16 protein-coding genes and 1 riboswitch are annotated in these 15,869 nt (G+C 56.7%); of the genes, 2 read left to right on the forward strand and 14 right to left on the reverse strand.

The features are described from left to right. Positions 1-6: 6 nt before the first annotated feature. Together LQ229_RS19905 and LQ229_RS19910 are read right to left on the reverse strand one after the other, a co-directional pair. Positions 7-1,161: a LacI family DNA-binding transcriptional regulator gene (locus LQ229_RS19905; RefSeq protein WP_230192660.1), complete on the reverse strand. Its 1,155-nt coding sequence runs from the start codon at positions 1,159-1,161 to the stop codon at positions 7-9. 235 nt (positions 1,162-1,396) lie between these two features. Then, a complete protein-coding gene (locus tag LQ229_RS19910) occupies positions 1,397-1,627 on the reverse strand; it encodes a hypothetical protein (protein WP_230192661.1) in 231 nt (76 codons plus the stop codon). A gap of 11 nt (positions 1,628-1,638) precedes the next feature. On the opposite strand from LQ229_RS19910, the gene LQ229_RS27165 reads away from it, so the two are divergent. Next, complete coding sequence (locus LQ229_RS27165; protein ID WP_290370060.1) at positions 1,639-1,767, forward strand: hypothetical protein; 129 nt, start codon at positions 1,639-1,641, stop codon at positions 1,765-1,767. 265 nt (positions 1,768-2,032) lie between these two features. Here the strand turns inward: LQ229_RS27165 and LQ229_RS19915 are convergent, their stop codons facing one another. The 12 genes from LQ229_RS19915 to LQ229_RS19970 form a co-directional block, all read right to left on the reverse strand. After that, a complete protein-coding gene (locus LQ229_RS19915; protein WP_230192670.1) occupies positions 2,033-3,598 on the reverse strand; it encodes a cobyric acid synthase in 1,566 nt (521 codons plus the stop codon). Between the two features lie 33 nt (positions 3,599-3,631). Further along, positions 3,632-4,453, reverse strand: a complete 822-nt coding sequence (gene cobS, locus LQ229_RS19920) for an adenosylcobinamide-GDP ribazoletransferase (RefSeq protein WP_230192662.1) — start codon at positions 4,451-4,453, stop codon at positions 3,632-3,634. Then, the gene (cobU, locus tag LQ229_RS19925; RefSeq protein ID WP_230192663.1) at positions 4,450-5,055 is read right to left on the reverse strand and encodes a bifunctional adenosylcobinamide kinase/adenosylcobinamide-phosphate guanylyltransferase; all 606 of its coding nucleotides are present in this window, start codon (positions 5,053-5,055) and stop codon (positions 4,450-4,452) included. The genes cobS and cobU overlap by 4 nt, the downstream gene beginning before the upstream one ends. A gap of 13 nt (positions 5,056-5,068) precedes the next feature. Beyond that, complete coding sequence (gene cobT, locus LQ229_RS19930; protein ID WP_230192664.1) at positions 5,069-6,136, reverse strand: nicotinate-nucleotide--dimethylbenzimidazole phosphoribosyltransferase; 1,068 nt, start codon at positions 6,134-6,136, stop codon at positions 5,069-5,071. Beyond that, positions 6,114-6,944, reverse strand: coding sequence for an ABC transporter ATP-binding protein (locus LQ229_RS19935; RefSeq protein WP_230192665.1), 831 nt, complete (start codon positions 6,942-6,944; stop codon positions 6,114-6,116). The genes cobT and LQ229_RS19935 overlap by 23 nt, the downstream gene beginning before the upstream one ends. A 6-nt stretch (positions 6,945-6,950) precedes the next feature. After that, the gene (locus LQ229_RS19940; protein WP_230192666.1) at positions 6,951-7,988 is read right to left on the reverse strand and encodes an iron ABC transporter permease; all 1,038 of its coding nucleotides are present in this window, start codon (positions 7,986-7,988) and stop codon (positions 6,951-6,953) included. Further along, positions 7,989-9,017: an ABC transporter substrate-binding protein gene (locus LQ229_RS19945; protein ID WP_230192667.1), complete on the reverse strand. Its 1,029-nt coding sequence runs from the start codon at positions 9,015-9,017 to the stop codon at positions 7,989-7,991. It lies immediately after the preceding gene. Between the two features lie 175 nt (positions 9,018-9,192). After that, positions 9,193-9,394, reverse strand: a riboswitch (cobalamin riboswitch). A 97-nt stretch (positions 9,395-9,491) separates the two neighbouring features. Continuing rightward, complete coding sequence (cbiB, locus tag LQ229_RS19950; RefSeq protein WP_230192668.1) at positions 9,492-10,457, reverse strand: adenosylcobinamide-phosphate synthase CbiB; 966 nt, start codon at positions 10,455-10,457, stop codon at positions 9,492-9,494. Next, positions 10,458-11,207, reverse strand: coding sequence for an adenosylcobinamide amidohydrolase (locus tag LQ229_RS19955; RefSeq protein ID WP_230192669.1), 750 nt, complete (start codon positions 11,205-11,207; stop codon positions 10,458-10,460). Continuing rightward, complete coding sequence (gene cobD, locus LQ229_RS19960; RefSeq protein WP_216539628.1) at positions 11,204-12,304, reverse strand: threonine-phosphate decarboxylase CobD; 1,101 nt, start codon at positions 12,302-12,304, stop codon at positions 11,204-11,206. The genes LQ229_RS19955 and cobD overlap by 4 nt, the downstream gene beginning before the upstream one ends. 603 nt (positions 12,305-12,907) lie before the next feature. Further along, the gene (locus LQ229_RS19965; RefSeq protein WP_216539629.1) at positions 12,908-14,215 is read right to left on the reverse strand and encodes an FtsW/RodA/SpoVE family cell cycle protein; all 1,308 of its coding nucleotides are present in this window, start codon (positions 14,213-14,215) and stop codon (positions 12,908-12,910) included. Next, complete coding sequence (locus LQ229_RS19970) at positions 14,212-14,544, reverse strand: helix-turn-helix transcriptional regulator (protein WP_216539630.1); 333 nt, start codon at positions 14,542-14,544, stop codon at positions 14,212-14,214. The genes LQ229_RS19965 and LQ229_RS19970 overlap by 4 nt, the downstream gene beginning before the upstream one ends. A gap of 175 nt (positions 14,545-14,719) precedes the next feature. Here LQ229_RS19970 and LQ229_RS19975 point away from each other — a divergent pair, with 175 nt between their 5' ends. Then, positions 14,720-15,727 (forward strand): lipoate--protein ligase, encoded by a 1,008-nt coding sequence (locus LQ229_RS19975; protein ID WP_216539631.1) that lies wholly within the window; start codon positions 14,720-14,722, stop codon positions 15,725-15,727. Positions 15,728-15,869: the final 142 nt, after the last annotated feature.

Consider the following 15,869-nt stretch of genomic DNA (forward strand, 5'->3'; position numbering starts at 1 on the left):
TAGAATTCAATTGATTTTTTTGACCGTTTCGCGTTCCACGATTTCAATCGGCAGCAGCGTTACCGTATGATCCAGCTCCTTCTTTCCTTCGAGCACCTGCATCAAATAACGGGCGGCCGCCACGCCGCGCGCTTTCACATCCTGCTTCACCGTGGTCAGCTTCGGAATGAATATGTTGGCTAATGAAATATCGTCAAAACCGATGACCGAAACGTCGTCCGGCACGGTAAGGCCGCGGTCTCTCAGCCCGTTAACGGCGCCGAAAGCCATCATGTCCCCGGTGGCGAACACCGCCGTAATTCCTTGCCGCTGCTCGGCGATTTGCCGGCCGGCTTCCACCCCGTACTCGTAGCTCACCGATCCTTCGAACACGAAATCGTGATTATAGAACAGGTTCGCTTCCTGAAGCGCGCGTTTATACCCTAAATATCTTTTCTCCACGACGCCGTCTTTGCGGATGGTTCCCGTTACAAGGGCGATATTGGTATGGCCGTTGTCGATCAAATGCTTTGTCGCCAAATAGCCGCCCAATTCGTCGTCTATGCGGATTTTTTTGAAATTATCGTCGTTGATATAGCTGTCGATCAGCACGATCGGCATTTTCACCTTTTTCAAATCTTCGTAGAAGCTTTCCTGGAAAATTCCCATAATGACCGCGCCGTCCAAATTGCGCTGCATCGTCAAGTCGAGATAACCTTTATTTTTCTCCACTCCGGATAGAATAATGTGATAATCGTGCTGGCGCAGCTCCGATTCGATCCCGCAAATCAAATCGCTGTAAAAAGGGTTTTCCAGCAGCAGTTGCTTCTGGTCTTCGGTTTGCGGAATGACGACGCCGATCAGGTTCGACCGGTTGCTGGCCAAACTGCGCGCCGAATAATCGGGAATGTAATTGAGTTCGGATATGGCTTGCTTGATTTTGGCGAGCGTATCTTCGGACACCTTCCCTTCCCTGCCGTTTAGAACGTAAGAGACGGCTGCCGTCGACACCCCCGCTTTCTCCGCAACGTCTTTGATCGTAATCCGTTTCATGAGGCACCTTCTTAAACTGAAATAGTTGGATCGATTGATCGCATCCACGCCTTCCGCTGCGTTAACGCCGCAATCGCCGACATCGCTCGTTCGGGGATTGAACTTCTTCGCAGTTAAGCGTTTAACCATATAATAAGTTAGATCGACCTATTTTTCAACCTTTTCCCCAAAAATTAATCGCATACATTTGTGAATTTAAGTTAACTGTTTAACCAAATATCCGGTTTTGAAAGGGCTTCCAACACTGCAAACGGCAGGGTTCGAAATGAATTGTGTGGAAATCTCGAAGAAAGTTGGCGGGGGATTTTACCAATCGTTGCATTAACTTTTGTTGCAATATTGAAACAGTTGGGTGGATACCGTGCTATTCCTTCATATTGCTTCTACCGCCCCGGCGCCCAAGTTCGCGGACACAGGAGACGCTAATTGTGACAAACGACCCGATTTCGGCCAGTTTGCGGACAGACGATCCTTTATTCGCGGCAAAAGCGTAAAAATAAGCCCTGCGACGAACGGATAACGGAACCAATGTCCGCCGAAACAGCGAATAAGCGGTTTTGACGCAAAATAACGGTCGTACGGTCCGGATAGCCATTTCTCGATGCAATGCCAGTGCGATTTTATCGCGATTTCGAGGTGAAAATCGTGCAAATTGGTGTCAATTTCATAAGACCGCTGGCGGCTGACGACCCGTCGGGCGCGGTAACGAAACTGGAACACGTTAATAGCCTGTAAATCACCTTGTTGCTCGTGTAACGAAACGGGAACACGCTAATGAGGGGAAATCGGCGGTAAAACCGCCGATTTCCAATGAATAACGATACGTACTTTCGTATAAATTTGGAACGTCTTCATTTTGAGCCCAATAAGGATCGTTAGTTTCGGTAGCGCCAAACCGGGAGCGTAAGTCCGCGCGGATCGCCTTTGAATTCGCGGGAGATATCCCCTTTTATATGCGCTTTCGCAGTTTATTCGATTCATTCATGGCAGGATGCGTTCACTATGCTTTGCGTATACCGATAATTTCATTTATTTTTTCCATATCGAGATGCTGGCGCACGGCTTCCGCGATCCGGTCGAAAGCAAGCTGCTGCCGGTCGCGGTAGACGAACGGTTGCCCGGCAAGCACAAGCCCTTTCTCTTCGCGTGCATGATTCAACCATGTATGGCGAAAACGGTCGTTATGAAAAATACCATGCAAATACGTGCCCCAAATCCGGCCGTCTTCCGAAACGGCGCCCTCCTGCGCCGGCGGATTCCCGGAACGGTCGATCAGCGCCATAAGCCGATGCATTCGCTCGTGTGCCGGAGCCGTCTGCCCCATATGAATTTCATAGCCGGCCACTTCGATTCCGTTCATGCGTGCCCAAGCCGGATGACTGCAGGCGATTTCTCCGCTTGCCCGTTCCGTTCTTTTCTCCGGATAAAAAACCGTTTCGAGGGGCAAATAACCCAAACCTGCAACGTCTGCCGTTTCATCCGGATTTCCCGACTCGACGCCATGGGGATCGCGCAGCTTCCGTCCCAGCATTTGATAACCGCCGCAAATGCCGGCAAGCCGGCATCCCGCGGCGACGCGGGCGGCAATCGCATCGTCAAGGCCGGCCGAGCGCAAATATTCGAGGTCGCCGAGCGTATTTTTCGTGCCGGGCAAAATGACGATGTCCGGCTCTCCCAATTCGGCCGCGGTTTGTACGTACCGCAGGCGCACATCCGGTTCCGCCGCAAACGGATCGAAGTCGGTAAAATTGGAAATGCGCGGATACCGGATCACCGCAATGTCCAGCGCAGCGTCCTTACGGTTCGCATCCGCCGGATCTTGCCGCCGCACGAGCGCCATCGAGTCTTCCGCCTCGATATCGAGCTGCGGCAGAAAAGGCAGCACACCGAGAACGGGGATGCCCGTCCTTTGTTCCAGCCAGTCCAGCCCCGGCTGCAGCAGCGTCTTGTCCCCGCGGAATTTATTGATAATAAATCCTTTCACGCGAGCGCGCTCCTCCGGTTCCAACAGCTCGAGCGTGCCGACGATCGAGGCGAACACGCCCCCGCGATCGATATCCGCCACGAGCAGGACCGGCGCATCGGCCCAGGCGGCGAGCCGCATGTTCACGATATCCCTGTCCTTCAGATTGATCTCGGCCGGACTGCCCGCGCCCTCAATCACGATGACATCATGCCGCGCGCGGAGCCGTTCCAGCGCATCGACGACAATTTGCTTCGCAAACGGCAAAAAGTCGCGCCGGTAATCTTGCGCGCTCAACTGCGCATATGGTTTCCCGTGCACGACGATTTGCGCGTTCATCTCTTTCATCGGCTTGATCAGAATCGGATTCATATCCGTCGTCGCAGGTATTTCGCAAGCTTCCGCCTGCACGCCTTGCGCGCGCCCAATTTCTTTGCCGTCCAATGTGACGTAAGAATTGAGCGCCATGTTTTGCGATTTGTACGGGGCGACTTCCCAGCCGTCCTGTTTCAGCACGCGGCATAATGCCGTCGTCACTACGCTTTTGCCGACATCGGAAGCCGTGCCCTGCAGCATAATCGTCCTTGCTCTTCCCGTTTGCATCATCGCGATCCATATACCTCCCGTTCATCCGGCTCAAAGCGCAAATTGATGGCCGATAACGGCCAACGCGACCAACAGCGCCGTTTCCAGCCATTCGTTTAGCGCGCCGTACGTATCCCCCGTCAGACCGCCCAGCTTGCGGGCGATATAAGACGCGGCCAACCAGCCGAGCAGCAGCGCGCCGGCGCCCATGAGAAGCGGCATGGCGGGTTCGATCGGGCGGATCGGCTCGCCGGAGCCGCCGGAACCCGCCCATAAACCTAATGCCGCAATAACGATCGATACGGCCGCAGCCGTCGCGGTCGCCGCAGCCGCATGCCGGGCGCCCGCTTGCTTGAAATAGCTGCCGAGGCCCGAATCTTGGCGCGCATACGGCCAACGGACGATCGCAACGACCATAAACCACCGGCTCCAAACGAACGGCAGCGCCACATACCATAGCCAATGACCCTGTTCCAGCAGCGTATATATCGCCACGCCTTTGATCATGAGCGTCAATACGCACACGATTACGCCCATCGCGCCGACGCGGCTGTCTTTCATAATGTCCAGCATTTGCTCGCGCGGCCGCTGGCTTAACAAGCCGTCCGCCGTATCCATGAGCCCGTCCAAATGCAACGCGCCGGTCAACATGACCGCGAATGCGAGCGACAGCGCCGCGGCGAGCGCGGGCGGAACGGCGAAACCTGCCGCGAACCCGGCTGCGTACAACAGCCCGCCCAGCGCCGCGCCGACGAGCGGATAGAACGCGACGCTGCGTACAAACACTTCTTTCGTATAATTCACACGCACCGGGAACGGAATCCGGCTCAAAAATTGAAACGCCGCCGCTAACGCCTCCCATTGCCGTTTCATAATCGATACGCCCTGCCCTTAAGCTCGATCGGAATGCCGGCCGTCACCAGGAAAACTTGATCGCACAGAGCGGCAAGCTTCTGGTTCATCGAACCCGCCAAATCGCGGTATACGCGGCCTAGCGGGTACTCCGGCACGATTCCGTCGCCCACTTCGTTCGTTACGAAGACGAGCGGTCCCGCGTACGCCGCCGCCGCGGCAACGAGCGCGTCGATTTGATCGCCAACCGCGTCGGCCGCCGCGTTCCAATTCCCGTCCGAATCCGCGCGCAGCAGCCAATTCGAGAGCCATAGCGTCAAACAATCGACCAGCACAACGCGCGCTTCGGAACTTTCCGCCGCTGCCGCCGGCGGGATGCCCGCATCGATCCGCTTGGACCATTGCTCCAATAGGCCGGACACTCCATACGGTTCCTCAATCGTCTCCCATGCGTATTCTGCCCGCTCCCGCTGCAAACGGTGCAGCCGGACCCGTTCGCGCATTTCCTCATCGTAGATTTGCGAAGTCGCAACATACACGCCGGAAGGGGCCAGCGTCATGCATAACCGTTCGGCAAAACGGCTTTTGCCGCTGCGCGCCCCTCCCGTCACTAGAATTGGCATGCTCTACTCCCCCTTATTGCGATTCGCCGCCGGACGATACGCCGGCGCTTGCAAACGTCGCCATCTCGCGCATGATTTTCACGGCCGCGTCGATGAGCGTAAATGCAAGTACGGCTCCCGTCCCTTCCCCGAGCCGCATATCCAGTTGCAGCAGCGGCGTCAGCCCTAGCTCGTCCAACAACGCTTCGTGACCTTGCTCTTGGGACAGATGCGAGCCGATCATATAGCCGGCAGACAGCGGGGCCAGCCGCGCCGCGACCAATGCGGCCGCGGAGGAAATAAAACCGTCGATGACGACCGGGCAACGATGCTTTGCGGCGCCGAGAATGACGCCGACCAAGCCGGCGATTTCCAGGCCGCCTACCTTCGCCAGCACATCGAGCGCATCCGCGGCGTTCGGCCGGTTTACGGCAATGGCTTTGCTTACGACTTCGCGCTTATGCGCCATCTTCGCGTCGTCGATGCCGGTGCCGCGCCCGACGGTTCTATCCGGCGCCATGCCTGACAATACGGACAATATGGCGGCGCTGGCCGTCGTATTGCCGATGCCCATCTCGCCCGTCGCGAACATCCGGTATCCGTCGTTCACATATTGTTCGACGATATCCGCGCCGACCAGTATCGCTTGCAGCGCCTCCTCCCGGCTCATCGCCGGCCCTTTCGCCATATTCGCCGTCCCTTTGCGGACTTTGCGCGACACTAGCTGCGGATGCTCCAAATCGCCGTTCACGCCGATATCGACGCACACGACTTCCGCCCCCGCCTGCCGGGCGAGCACGTTTACCGCGGCTCCGCCCGCCATAAAGTTCATAACCATTTGCGGCGTAACCGCGGCGGGAAATGCGCTCACGCCTTCCTCGCATACGCCGTGATCCCCCGCCATCACGATGACGGCTTTTTTCCCAAACTCGGGTTTCGCTTCTCCGGTCATGCCGGCAAGCTGTGCGGCGATCGCCTCCAATTTGCCCAAGCTTCCCGGCGGTTTCGTCAACTGATCCAAATGGTTCCGCGCCTGCTCCTCCGCTTCGCCGTCCAACGGCTCGATGCCGGCGCACAGCTCAGTGAATCGATGTAACATCATCCCGACCTCCTCCAAATGTTCTCTCTTGTTGCCCGTCTTCGGGCTGCAGCAAAATTTGGGGCGCACGATTGAGCGGATGGGAGATCACGATCGGATCGACCCCGAATACTTGCCTAATTCGTTCTTTACGAATAATTTCATCCGGCGCGCCGTCGGCAAGAAGTTTCCCTTCATGCAGCAGAAGCAGCCTGTCGCAATATTGCGCCGCCAAATTGAGATCATGCAGCACGGCGATGACCGTCAACCCGCATTCCCGCTGCCATGAGCGAACATAGTCCATAAATTGGATTTGATAATGAATGTCCAAATACGTTGTCGGTTCGTCCAGCAGCAACACTTCGGGCTCTTGCGCCATCACTTTGCCGAGCGCCGCCCGCTGCCGCTGGCCCCCGCTTAACTCATCCAGCGTGCGGTGCACGATTCCGTCCAAATTCAATCGCTGCGTGATCGCGGACAATAACGGTTCCGCATCGCGCGAATCTTGGCCGAGCCAATTCTGAAACGGAAACCGGCCCATTTCCATCACTTCGCGCACCGTATACCCGATCGGCGGCAGCGCGTCCTGCTGCAGGACAGCAAGGATGCGGGACAGCTCCTTGCGGGAATAGGAGGCCACGTCTTTTCCCATCACTTCAATCGTGCCCGAGGTCGCCGCCTCCACCCCCGACAGCAAGTGCAGCAGCGTCGATTTGCCGCTGCCGTTCGGTCCGATAATGCCGAGCCACTCGCCGCGCGCCGCAGAAAAACAGATGTCGCGCAGCACCGTCGTCTCGCCGTACCGTTTCGCCACGTTTTCCACACGAATCACAACGCTTCAGCTCCTCCGCAATTTTTTGTTCCGATGCAGCAAATAAGCGAAGAACGGCGCCCCGACGAAGGCGGTTACGACGCCGAGCGGAATTTCCGTCGGCGCCAGCACCGATCTGGCCGCGGTATCCGCCCATACCATGAAGATGCCGCCGCCGACGGCGGACAACGGCACGATCAGCCGGTAGTCCGGACCGACAAGGAGCCTGACCATATGCGGGACGACCAGCCCGACAAAGCCGATGACTCCCGCTACCGATACCGCCGCCGCCGTCATGAGCGTAGCGGTCAGCAGCACGATCGTCTTCGTCCGCTCGACATGCAATCCAAGGTGGGCGGCCTGCCGCTCCCCTAGCGCCAAAATGTTCAGCGGCCTCATGTACCGGATCAGCACGATCCAGCCGATCAACAAATACGGAGTCAACACGGCGACATACGGCCAACCGCGCAGCGCCAAGCTGCCCATCGTCCAGAACAAAATATCGTTCACCGTCTGCTTGGACATCGCCACGAGAAAGGAAACGACCGCACCCAGAAACGCTTGCATTACAACGCCGGATAAAATTAACGTTTCGGTTGGAATTTTGCCTTCCCGCTGCGCCATACGCAGTACGATCCACAACGTGATCGAGCCGGTCGTAAAAGCGACGAGAGGAATCGTCCATTGCCCGGCAAACGAATACTGCATCCCGAAATAAATTAAGAAAGCCGCCCCGACCGAAGCGCCGGACGATACGCCGAGCGTAAAAGGATCGGCGAGCGGATTCCGCAGCACCCCTTGAAACGCCGCACCGGCCAGCGACAGCGATGCGCCGACCAGCATGCCGAGGACGATGCGCGGCAACCGGACCTTCACCATGATCTGTTCCGCGGAATCGGTCCACGTCTGCGGAATCGAATCCCCGACCCATGGAATCCGATGAAGCACAATCGCCGTAATATCCCGCACCGGCACTTGCACCGAACCGATCGCCATACAGACCACAATGGACAAAAGGAGGAGCAAACCTCCGGCTCCTCCCCACACTAGCAGTTTCGTTTTCATTTATTTCACCAAATCGGGATAGATGCCTTTCGCCATTTCAAGCAACCCTTCCGTTAGCCGCGGTCCCGGTCTGCTGAGCGTATTGTCGTCCAAACCGACGACGCGGTTTTCTTTGATCGCTGTTATTTTATCCCAGCCGCTGCGTCCGCGAATGATCTCTTCCAGCGGTTTCTTCGTATCGAAATCGACCAATTCCTTCGCGTACAGGATGACGTCCGGATCGGCCTGAATAATATTTTCCTCGCTAATTTTGCTCCAGCCTGTAATATCGGAAGCGACGTTCACGCCGCCGGAAATCGTGATGAGTTCGTCCATAAATTCGCCCTTACCGACGGTATAGCCCGGAGAAAACTCGACATACACCTTCTTCTTCTCCTCCGGCTTCAAGTCCTTCACCGCTTCGACGACCCGGTCGCGATCCGCCTTCATCCGGTCGGTCACTTGTTTCGCCTGTTCCTGCCGGTCCGTGATCTGCCCGTACAATTCGATATTGGCGATGACATCGTCCAACGTTTTCGGCTCGACTTTGAAAATGTTAATGCCGAGGCTGCGCAATTTTTCCACCGTATCGGCTTTCATCGAGATCCCGGTAAACACGATATCCGCTTGCGCGGCGATCAGCGACTCTTCGTTCGGTTTCGTAATGCCGCCCATTTTCGGTTTGGACAGCGCCGCCTCCGGGTAGTCGTCGTAATCGGAGACGCCGACGATTTGCTCGTCAAGCCCTAATGCGAATAACGACTCCGTTTCGGCAGGCGATACGGAAACGATTTTTTCCGGCGCCTTGTCGAAAGTAAATTCATGCCCGGTCGCATCCTTGACCGTCAGCGGATATTGCGTTTTTAAATCCGCCTGGCCGGACTCCGTCTTGCCGTCCGTCTGTTCTTGCCCTTGGGCCTGTCCTTGTTCGAGCCCGGCATTCGTTTCATCCGCCGCCGCTTGCGGACCGTTCGAACCGCATGCGCTAAGCGCGAATGCGAGCGTGAACGCCAGCATCCAGGCTGCGATTCGTTTGAAGCTGTTTGTCATTTCGTTCCTCTCCTCCACCTAGTAACGATTCCGAAGAATGCTTGACGCGAATACCCATTACGGACATACCGACGGCATCAACAAGAAAACCCCGATCCTGGGATCGAGGTACGTCGAATTCGAAAGCAACATTAGCGTGATGCTCCAAATTAGCGCAATCCTTTCCTCGAAGGATTTGTAAGTCGCACCCATAGGCAGGTCTCCTGACTTGCGGGTTACGATTTTCTCGCCTTCCCATCCGAATAAGGACAGTGGCCGTTGTGAGAAAATCCCCGGTTTACAGTGGCGGGACCGTGCCGGATTTGCACCGGCTTCCCTTTTAACCTTGCAATCTCGCTCCGTACGAAACGGCAAGGACCCATCGGTATTGTATTCAATTCTATCTTTCAAGCGATTCGTCTCAGTGTTGATTATATGGGAAAACCCCCGGCTTTACAACCTGTTTGCAAAAATATCACACCTTGAGCCGCGCTTCTACCGAAGCAGGTCAAGGCCAAGCAACGCCGCCGCGCATACTAAGGCGAACAACGTCGCAACGTCCAGCATGAGCCGCGCCGCCTTGCGAATATGATCCGCCCGAAGCGGATGAACCGGATCGCCCATGTAGGCCCGAAACGAAGCGACGCCTTTGTACATGTTCAAGCCTCCGAGCCTTACCCCGAGCGCTCCCGCGACCGCCGACTCGGGCCATCCGCTGTTCGGGCTCGGATGAAGCTTCGCGTCGCGGCGGACGGTGCGCCAAGCGCGCGCGGCGTCGAGACGGCGCAAGAAGGCGGCCAGCGTAAGCAGTACCGCCGTGAGACGGGCCGGTATCCAGTTCGCGATATCGTCAAGCCGGGCCGAGGCCCAGCCCAGATGCAAATATTTATCGTTTTTATATCCGACCATCGAGTCGAGCGTATTGACGGCCCGATAGGCCATCGCCAGCGGCGCGCCCCCGATGGCGGCATAGAACAGCGGGGAGACGATCGCATCGACGATGTTCTCGGCGACCGTTTCCACGGTGCCCCGCACGATCTCCGGCTCGTCCAGCGTCCCCGTGTCGCGGCCCACGATCATGCCGAGCGAACGGCGCGCTTCGGGCAAGCGGCCGGAGGCCAAGTGCCGGTATACCTCCATCCCGGCGTCCTTGAGCCCTTTGGCGGCGATCGTCGTGGAGATGAGCCATGCCTCCGCTCCCCAGGCCAGCCAAGGATGAATGCGCGCCAACAAGGCGAGAACGAGCCAGACGATGGCGAACGAACCGCCCGCGAGCAGCAGCGGCAGCAGCATGCCTGCAAGCTTCAACTGCCGGCCGGTCCCGGCGAAACGGCGAATCGCCCTCTCGACCGCAACGATCGCTTTGCCCATCCATACGACAGGATGGGGAAGCCGCCTTGGATCGCCCACGATACGGTCGACGATGTAGGCTACTAGCATCAATATTGCCTGAGTCGCCATTTACGTCGATTCTCCTTGCGTTCGTACCGCTTCATAGACGGTTTCGTAGACGAGGCGCCCGAGCAAATTGCCGAGCGTCGTCGCGCTGCCCGCATAGCGGTGAACGCCGGCGAAGCGCTCGCTTTGGCTGGCGGCGATCGCTACCGTATCCGTCGTCGTGCCTGTCGCGATCTCCCCGGTATGCGCGTCGACGATGCCAAGATCCTGGAAGGCCGCGCTCTTCGCCTCCGTCGCCGTAATGAGCGCGCCGGCCATCGCCGCTTGCGTCAACCTGCCGTCAATGGCGACGATCGTATTGATCGTACCCGCTGCGTAAGCGCTGAATACCGGGCGTTCCTTGCCTGCGCGCGCCCCGTTGGATGTGCCGGCGGTCGTGCAGCAGACGATCGCCGCCTGATCGCCCTCCGCCTCGGCAATCGAGGCAAGGGCGATGTTGGCCGCCGTCAGCAGGCCGATCGTCCGCTCCGGCGCATATCCCCATGCGCCGATCAAGCCGTCGATATGAGCGACCGGATCGGCGCAGTCGAACGTCTTCGGCACGAAGGCGTTTATGATGCGGTCAGCTCGGCCGAATCCGCCGCCGTACGGCGCGCCGCTCAGCGTCTCCAGCCCGCATGGGGCGTTCATGACGATATGCCCCAAGCCGAGAGGCTCGCTCCCGTTTCGGCAATGCCGGAACTCGAGCCCGGGCCAGACGCGGGATAGGTACGCATCGTTCTCCTTGGACAAGTTGCGAAACGGTTGGCTCATTGTCTCATCCCTCCCGGCCATACTTCTTTCATCGCTTCGATCAAGCGTTCGTTCGCCTTCCGGTCTTTCACCGCAATGCGGATATCGGCAGCGGTCAATCCTTCGTACATCGAGCAATTGCGAATCAGCACGCCGATTCGTCCGAGCTCGGCTTGCATCCGCTCCGCCGTCCACGGCGCCGGCAGCCGCACAAGAATGAAATTGGCTTCGCTCGGCCAAGTTCGGCAGCCGAAATCCCGCTCCAGCGTTTCGATCAGAAACGCGCGCTCCTCCGCCGTGCGTTCCCTCGTCATCCGCTCATACGTTTCTCCTGCCGCCAGGCAACATTCGCCAGCCGCAAGCGCCAGCCGGTTCACGCTCCATGTGACCTGCTTGCGCTTCATACGCCCGATCGTTTCCGGATGCGCGGCGGCGAATCCGAGCCGCAGTCCGGGAATCGCGTAAAATTTGGTCAGCGACCGGATTACGATCAAATGAGGGTATTTCGGCAGTCTAGGAAGCATCGTCGCTTGCCGTTCCGGCGGAATGAAATCGATAAACGCTTCGTCCAGCACGATATAAGTGTCCGTTTCCTCCGCCCGTTCCAATACCGTCTCCAACGTTGACATATCGTATTGCAGCCCTGTCGGGTTGTTCGGCTGCCCGATAAAAACCAGATCCGTCCGTTCGAGCAAATTGCATAATTCGGCCGTACCGGCGCGAAATCCGTTCTCCTCGCCGCCTTGCGCCGCGACGACGTTCGCGCCGAATTGGCGTGCCAACTGCATATATTCCGAAAAGCACGGGGTGACGATGCCGACATTGCGCGGCGCAAGCCCGAGCACCGCCAGCGCCATGCACTCCGCCGCGCCGTTCCCGATGCAGATGGAGGAAGGCTCCAATTCTGTCCGCTGCGCGAGCAGTTTGCGCAACTCACGATGATCGGGATCCGGATAATGGATTACCGAATGCAATTCCTGCCGCAACCGTTCCATTAGACCCTCCGGCGGGCCGAGCGGATTAATGTTTGCGCTGAAATCGAGTATGCTGTCCGGCGCAACGCCGAATTCCGCCGCCGCCGTATCCAAGTCGCCCCCATGCCCGAATCGTTCGATCATTTATCATGTCTCCCCCATTTTTTATAATGGTACCATTATGTTCTCGATCGCCCGTTTCCGTCAACTCCCCGCCGCCGGGCCGCGCGCAGTCCGGCTATATCTCATTGCGGGCAAGCGAAAACCGCCGGGTCGATTCCCGGCGGCGAAAAGTCGCTGGTGCGCCGCAAGTGACATGCAATATCGGGACGCATGTTATTTGCACCCGACAGCAGTCGAGCGTCTGACAATTAGATGGAAAAAACGGCGCTAATATGATCCTTTTTCCTCGATATTCTCAAATAGATGGAAAACATACCGTTAATTGATCCGTAGTCGATCAATATCGCGCGAACGGTTGGAATTGCCTCCGCAATTTACCGTTAATGCGCTTCCCCTGCTCAAACGGCACGAAATAGATGTAGCTTTTACCGCTAATCGCACCGGAACGCCTTCATCGGGCACAAACTTGACGGGGCCACCCAGCACACATAACGGGCAGCCCAACGACCGCTTAACCGAAGGCCCGGCGTATAGTGCAACGGAGAGCCTAACGTACAGCGCACGGAGAACCCGACCCGCACACATAACGTACAGCGCGCCGCTACATCCGAAACGTCCGTTCCCCTATACCGCTTCCTTCGCCGGAATCATATCTTTGCGCCGGTAAATGCCGAGCAAGAGTCCCATCATCCCCATCCATATCAATTGCTGCCCGCCGCCGGCGCTTATAAACGGGAGGCCGATGCCCACTATCGGGAGCACGCCGAAAGACATCAGCACATGCCAGGCAAATTGCACCGCAAACACGAAACAGATAACGCCGCCGACAACGGAGCCGAACGCGTCCCGGATGCGCAGCGTCATGCCGAGCAGGCGCCGGACGAGAAAGACCATCAGCACGATGGCCGCCGCTCCCGCCAGCCAACCGAAGCTGTAAATGAAATAGGTAAACACCATTTCATACTGGATGCTTGGAATGAGCGGATTCGGCGCGCCAAGCCCCAGCCCCCACCATCCTGCCTCGCCGATCGCCTTGAGCGATTGGAGCGTCGTATAGCCTGCCCCTTCCGGATCGGCGGCCGCGCTTACGAAAGCAGGCAACCGGAACATGAAGCTCGCTCTTGCGGGAAAGAAATGATAAAGCAGGAAGACGGGAATCGCAGCGAAAGCGAGCATAGCCAAGTTATGTTTCCAATTGCGCGCGTGCAGCCACCACAATACGAAAAAACCTAGGGCGAACAGGAGCGCATACAACAAGCTTGGAACGCCCATCAGCCACAGGAACGGGATTCCGAACAGGACCGCCGCGAGCCCCCACGCTTTCCAGCCTTTATCCGCGCGCTGCGTTACGATCCCGGCGATGGCCAATAGCAGCAAATACGGGACAAAACTATAGATGTTGACGCCGATTCCGCCGACGGCAAGCCAGCCTCTTTCGCCGTTCATAGTCGTGTCGAACCGCATCGCCAATAACATAAGCAGCAGCGAGCCCGCGTACAACGGCACTGCGATCTTTTGCAGCTTGCGATAATCCATAAAAAAGAATGCCGCGAACGCAATCAAACCTAGGCCTAGAAAAATCAAATGACGGTTGACATAATCAAGCTTGCCGTCCCCTGCCTGAACCGAAGCCATCGCCAGTACACCGACGATAAGCCAAACCGCAAAAAAACCGATAAACCCCCAGTCGACGCGCGGCTTATGCGCCGAATGGAACTGGCGTCCAACGGCATGCGCGTCGCCCATATGACGAATCGCTTCCGCCGCGGCTTCCTCCTCCGGCATCCCCGCGGCAATCGCCTCTTCCATCCGTTCGGCGATATGATTCTCCAATTCTTCCCGGATCGAATCATGCACATCCTTCGCTTTCACATGTTTCAACACTTCATCGATATATGCGCTAATTTTGCCTTGATGCGGCGCTACGCTCATGCTCCTCCCTCCCCTAACACACCGTCCAGCGAATTGCGGAACAGCGTCCACTCCGCCTTTTTCTCTTCCAATAGTCGTTTGCCGGCCGGCGTAATGCGATAATATTTACGTTTGCGCCCATCCTGCCGATCCCAATAAGCCTCCACCAATTTGCCGCTTTCCAGCGTATGTAGAATGGGATACAACGTCCCTTCGCGCAATGCGAACGTCCCGCCCGATCGGCGTTCGATCTCCTTCGTCATTTCGTAACCGTACATTTCTTTCCGCTCCAGCAGCGATAAAATGAGCATGACGGTACTTCCCTTCAGCAATTCCTTATTAATTTTCAAACGAATCCTCCTCCTTGCGCAGGCACCTTTTACCTTGATTTACTATACATCGTATATCTATGTATTATAATGCGGCACTTGTCCCCCGTCAACGGCGAAATTCTTTGTCTAACCCGGCAATTTGATTTACAATGTGTAAGGAGAGAATAAATAAAATGTCCAGGAGGAGTGAGCCATGCTATTTATCGATAATCAGGGCATTACCGATCCGAGGGTGAATTTGGCCATAGAAGAATATGCGCTCAAGCATTTGCCGGCGGATGACAGTTACCTTCTGTTTTATATTAACGAGCCTTCGATCATCATCGGCAAGCATCAGAATACGATCGAAGAGATCAATGCGGAGTATGTCCGGGAACAAGGAATTCACGTCGTACGCCGTTTGTCGGGAGGCGGCGCGGTCTATCACGACCTTGGCAACCTGAATTTCAGCTTTATTACGAAAGACGACGGCCAATCTTTTCATAACTTCCGCAAGTTTACCGAGCCGGTCATCGAGGCGCTGCGCTCGCTGGGCGTCGAAGCGGAATTGACCGGACGCAACGATATCCAGGTTGGAGAACGGAAAATTTCGGGCAATGCCCAATTCTCTACCCGAGGCAGAATGTTCAGCCACGGAACGCTGCTGTTCGATTCGGAAATCGAAAGCGTCGTGTCCGCCTTGAACGTCAACCCGGAGAAAATTCAATCCAAAGGCACCAAATCGATCCGCAGCCGGGTAGCGAATATTAAGGAGTTTTTGAGCAAGCCGATGACGATCGAGCAATTTAGAGCCGAATTGCTCCGTTCCATCTTCGGCATGGACCCCGATCAAGTGCCGCAATATAAGCTGACGGAAGAAGATTGGCGCCAAATCGAGCGAATTTCCGCCGAGCGGTACCGGAATTGGGACTGGAACTACGGCGAATCGCCGAAATGCAATATTCGCAATTCCAAACGTTTTCCGATCGGGATCGTCGACATCCGTCTGGATGTGGAAGACGGGCGAATCCAACTTGCCAAAATATTCGGCGATTTCTTCGGCGTAGGCGATGTGGCGGATATCGAGGAGCGGCTGCAAGGAGCTCGCTATGAGGAGCAATCGGTGCGCGAAGCGCTGCAAGGGGTCGATATCAAGCATTATTTCGGCAACCTGGAATTCGACTCGTTTATCCGGCTTGTTATGCTGCAATCGGAATCTTGATCACAATACTTACGCCTAAGTCCAGCGGTAAGATGTCAAGTCCCTGATTCTTGAGAATTGGAAATTTTCTTGGCCGTAAAGCAAGGGAGTCAGGGAAAATGACAGCACCAAACTAAACCCAGCCCGAAAATCAAGTCATTTA

This window comes from Paenibacillus sp. CECT 9249 (genome assembly GCF_918697855.1).
Classification (GTDB): domain Bacteria; phylum Bacillota; class Bacilli; order Paenibacillales; family Paenibacillaceae; genus MSJ-34.

Coding starts and splice junctions, on each gene's coding strand:
- LQ229_RS19955 (WP_230192669.1), bottom strand. CDS start 11,207: ATGAGCCAACCGTTTCGCAACTTGTCCAAGGAGAACGATGCGTACCTA.
- cobD (WP_216539628.1), bottom strand. CDS start 12,304: ATGATCGAACGATTCGGGCATGGGGGCGACTTGGATACGGCGGCGGCG.
- LQ229_RS19905 (WP_230192660.1), bottom strand. CDS start 1,161: ATGGTTAAACGCTTAACTGCGAAGAAGTTCAATCCCCGAACGAGCGAT.
- cobS (WP_230192662.1), bottom strand. CDS start 4,453: ATGAAACGGCAATGGGAGGCGTTAGCGGCGGCGTTTCAATTTTTGAGC.
- LQ229_RS19945 (WP_230192667.1), bottom strand. CDS start 9,017: ATGACAAACAGCTTCAAACGAATCGCAGCCTGGATGCTGGCGTTCACG.
- LQ229_RS19965 (WP_216539629.1), bottom strand. CDS start 14,215: ATGAGCGTAGCGCCGCATCAAGGCAAAATTAGCGCATATATCGATGAA.
- cobU (WP_230192663.1), bottom strand. CDS start 5,055: ATGCCAATTCTAGTGACGGGAGGGGCGCGCAGCGGCAAAAGCCGTTTT.
- LQ229_RS19975 (WP_216539631.1), top strand. CDS start 14,720: ATGCTATTTATCGATAATCAGGGCATTACCGATCCGAGGGTGAATTTG.
- LQ229_RS27165 (WP_290370060.1), top strand. CDS start 1,639: ATGCCAGTGCGATTTTATCGCGATTTCGAGGTGAAAATCGTGCAAATT.
- LQ229_RS19915 (WP_230192670.1), bottom strand. CDS start 3,598: ATGCAAACGGGAAGAGCAAGGACGATTATGCTGCAGGGCACGGCTTCC.
- LQ229_RS19910 (WP_230192661.1), bottom strand. CDS start 1,627: ATGGCTATCCGGACCGTACGACCGTTATTTTGCGTCAAAACCGCTTAT.
- cbiB (WP_230192668.1), bottom strand. CDS start 10,457: ATGGCGACTCAGGCAATATTGATGCTAGTAGCCTACATCGTCGACCGT.
- cobT (WP_230192664.1), bottom strand. CDS start 6,136: ATGATGTTACATCGATTCACTGAGCTGTGCGCCGGCATCGAGCCGTTG.
- LQ229_RS19940 (WP_230192666.1), bottom strand. CDS start 7,988: ATGAAAACGAAACTGCTAGTGTGGGGAGGAGCCGGAGGTTTGCTCCTC.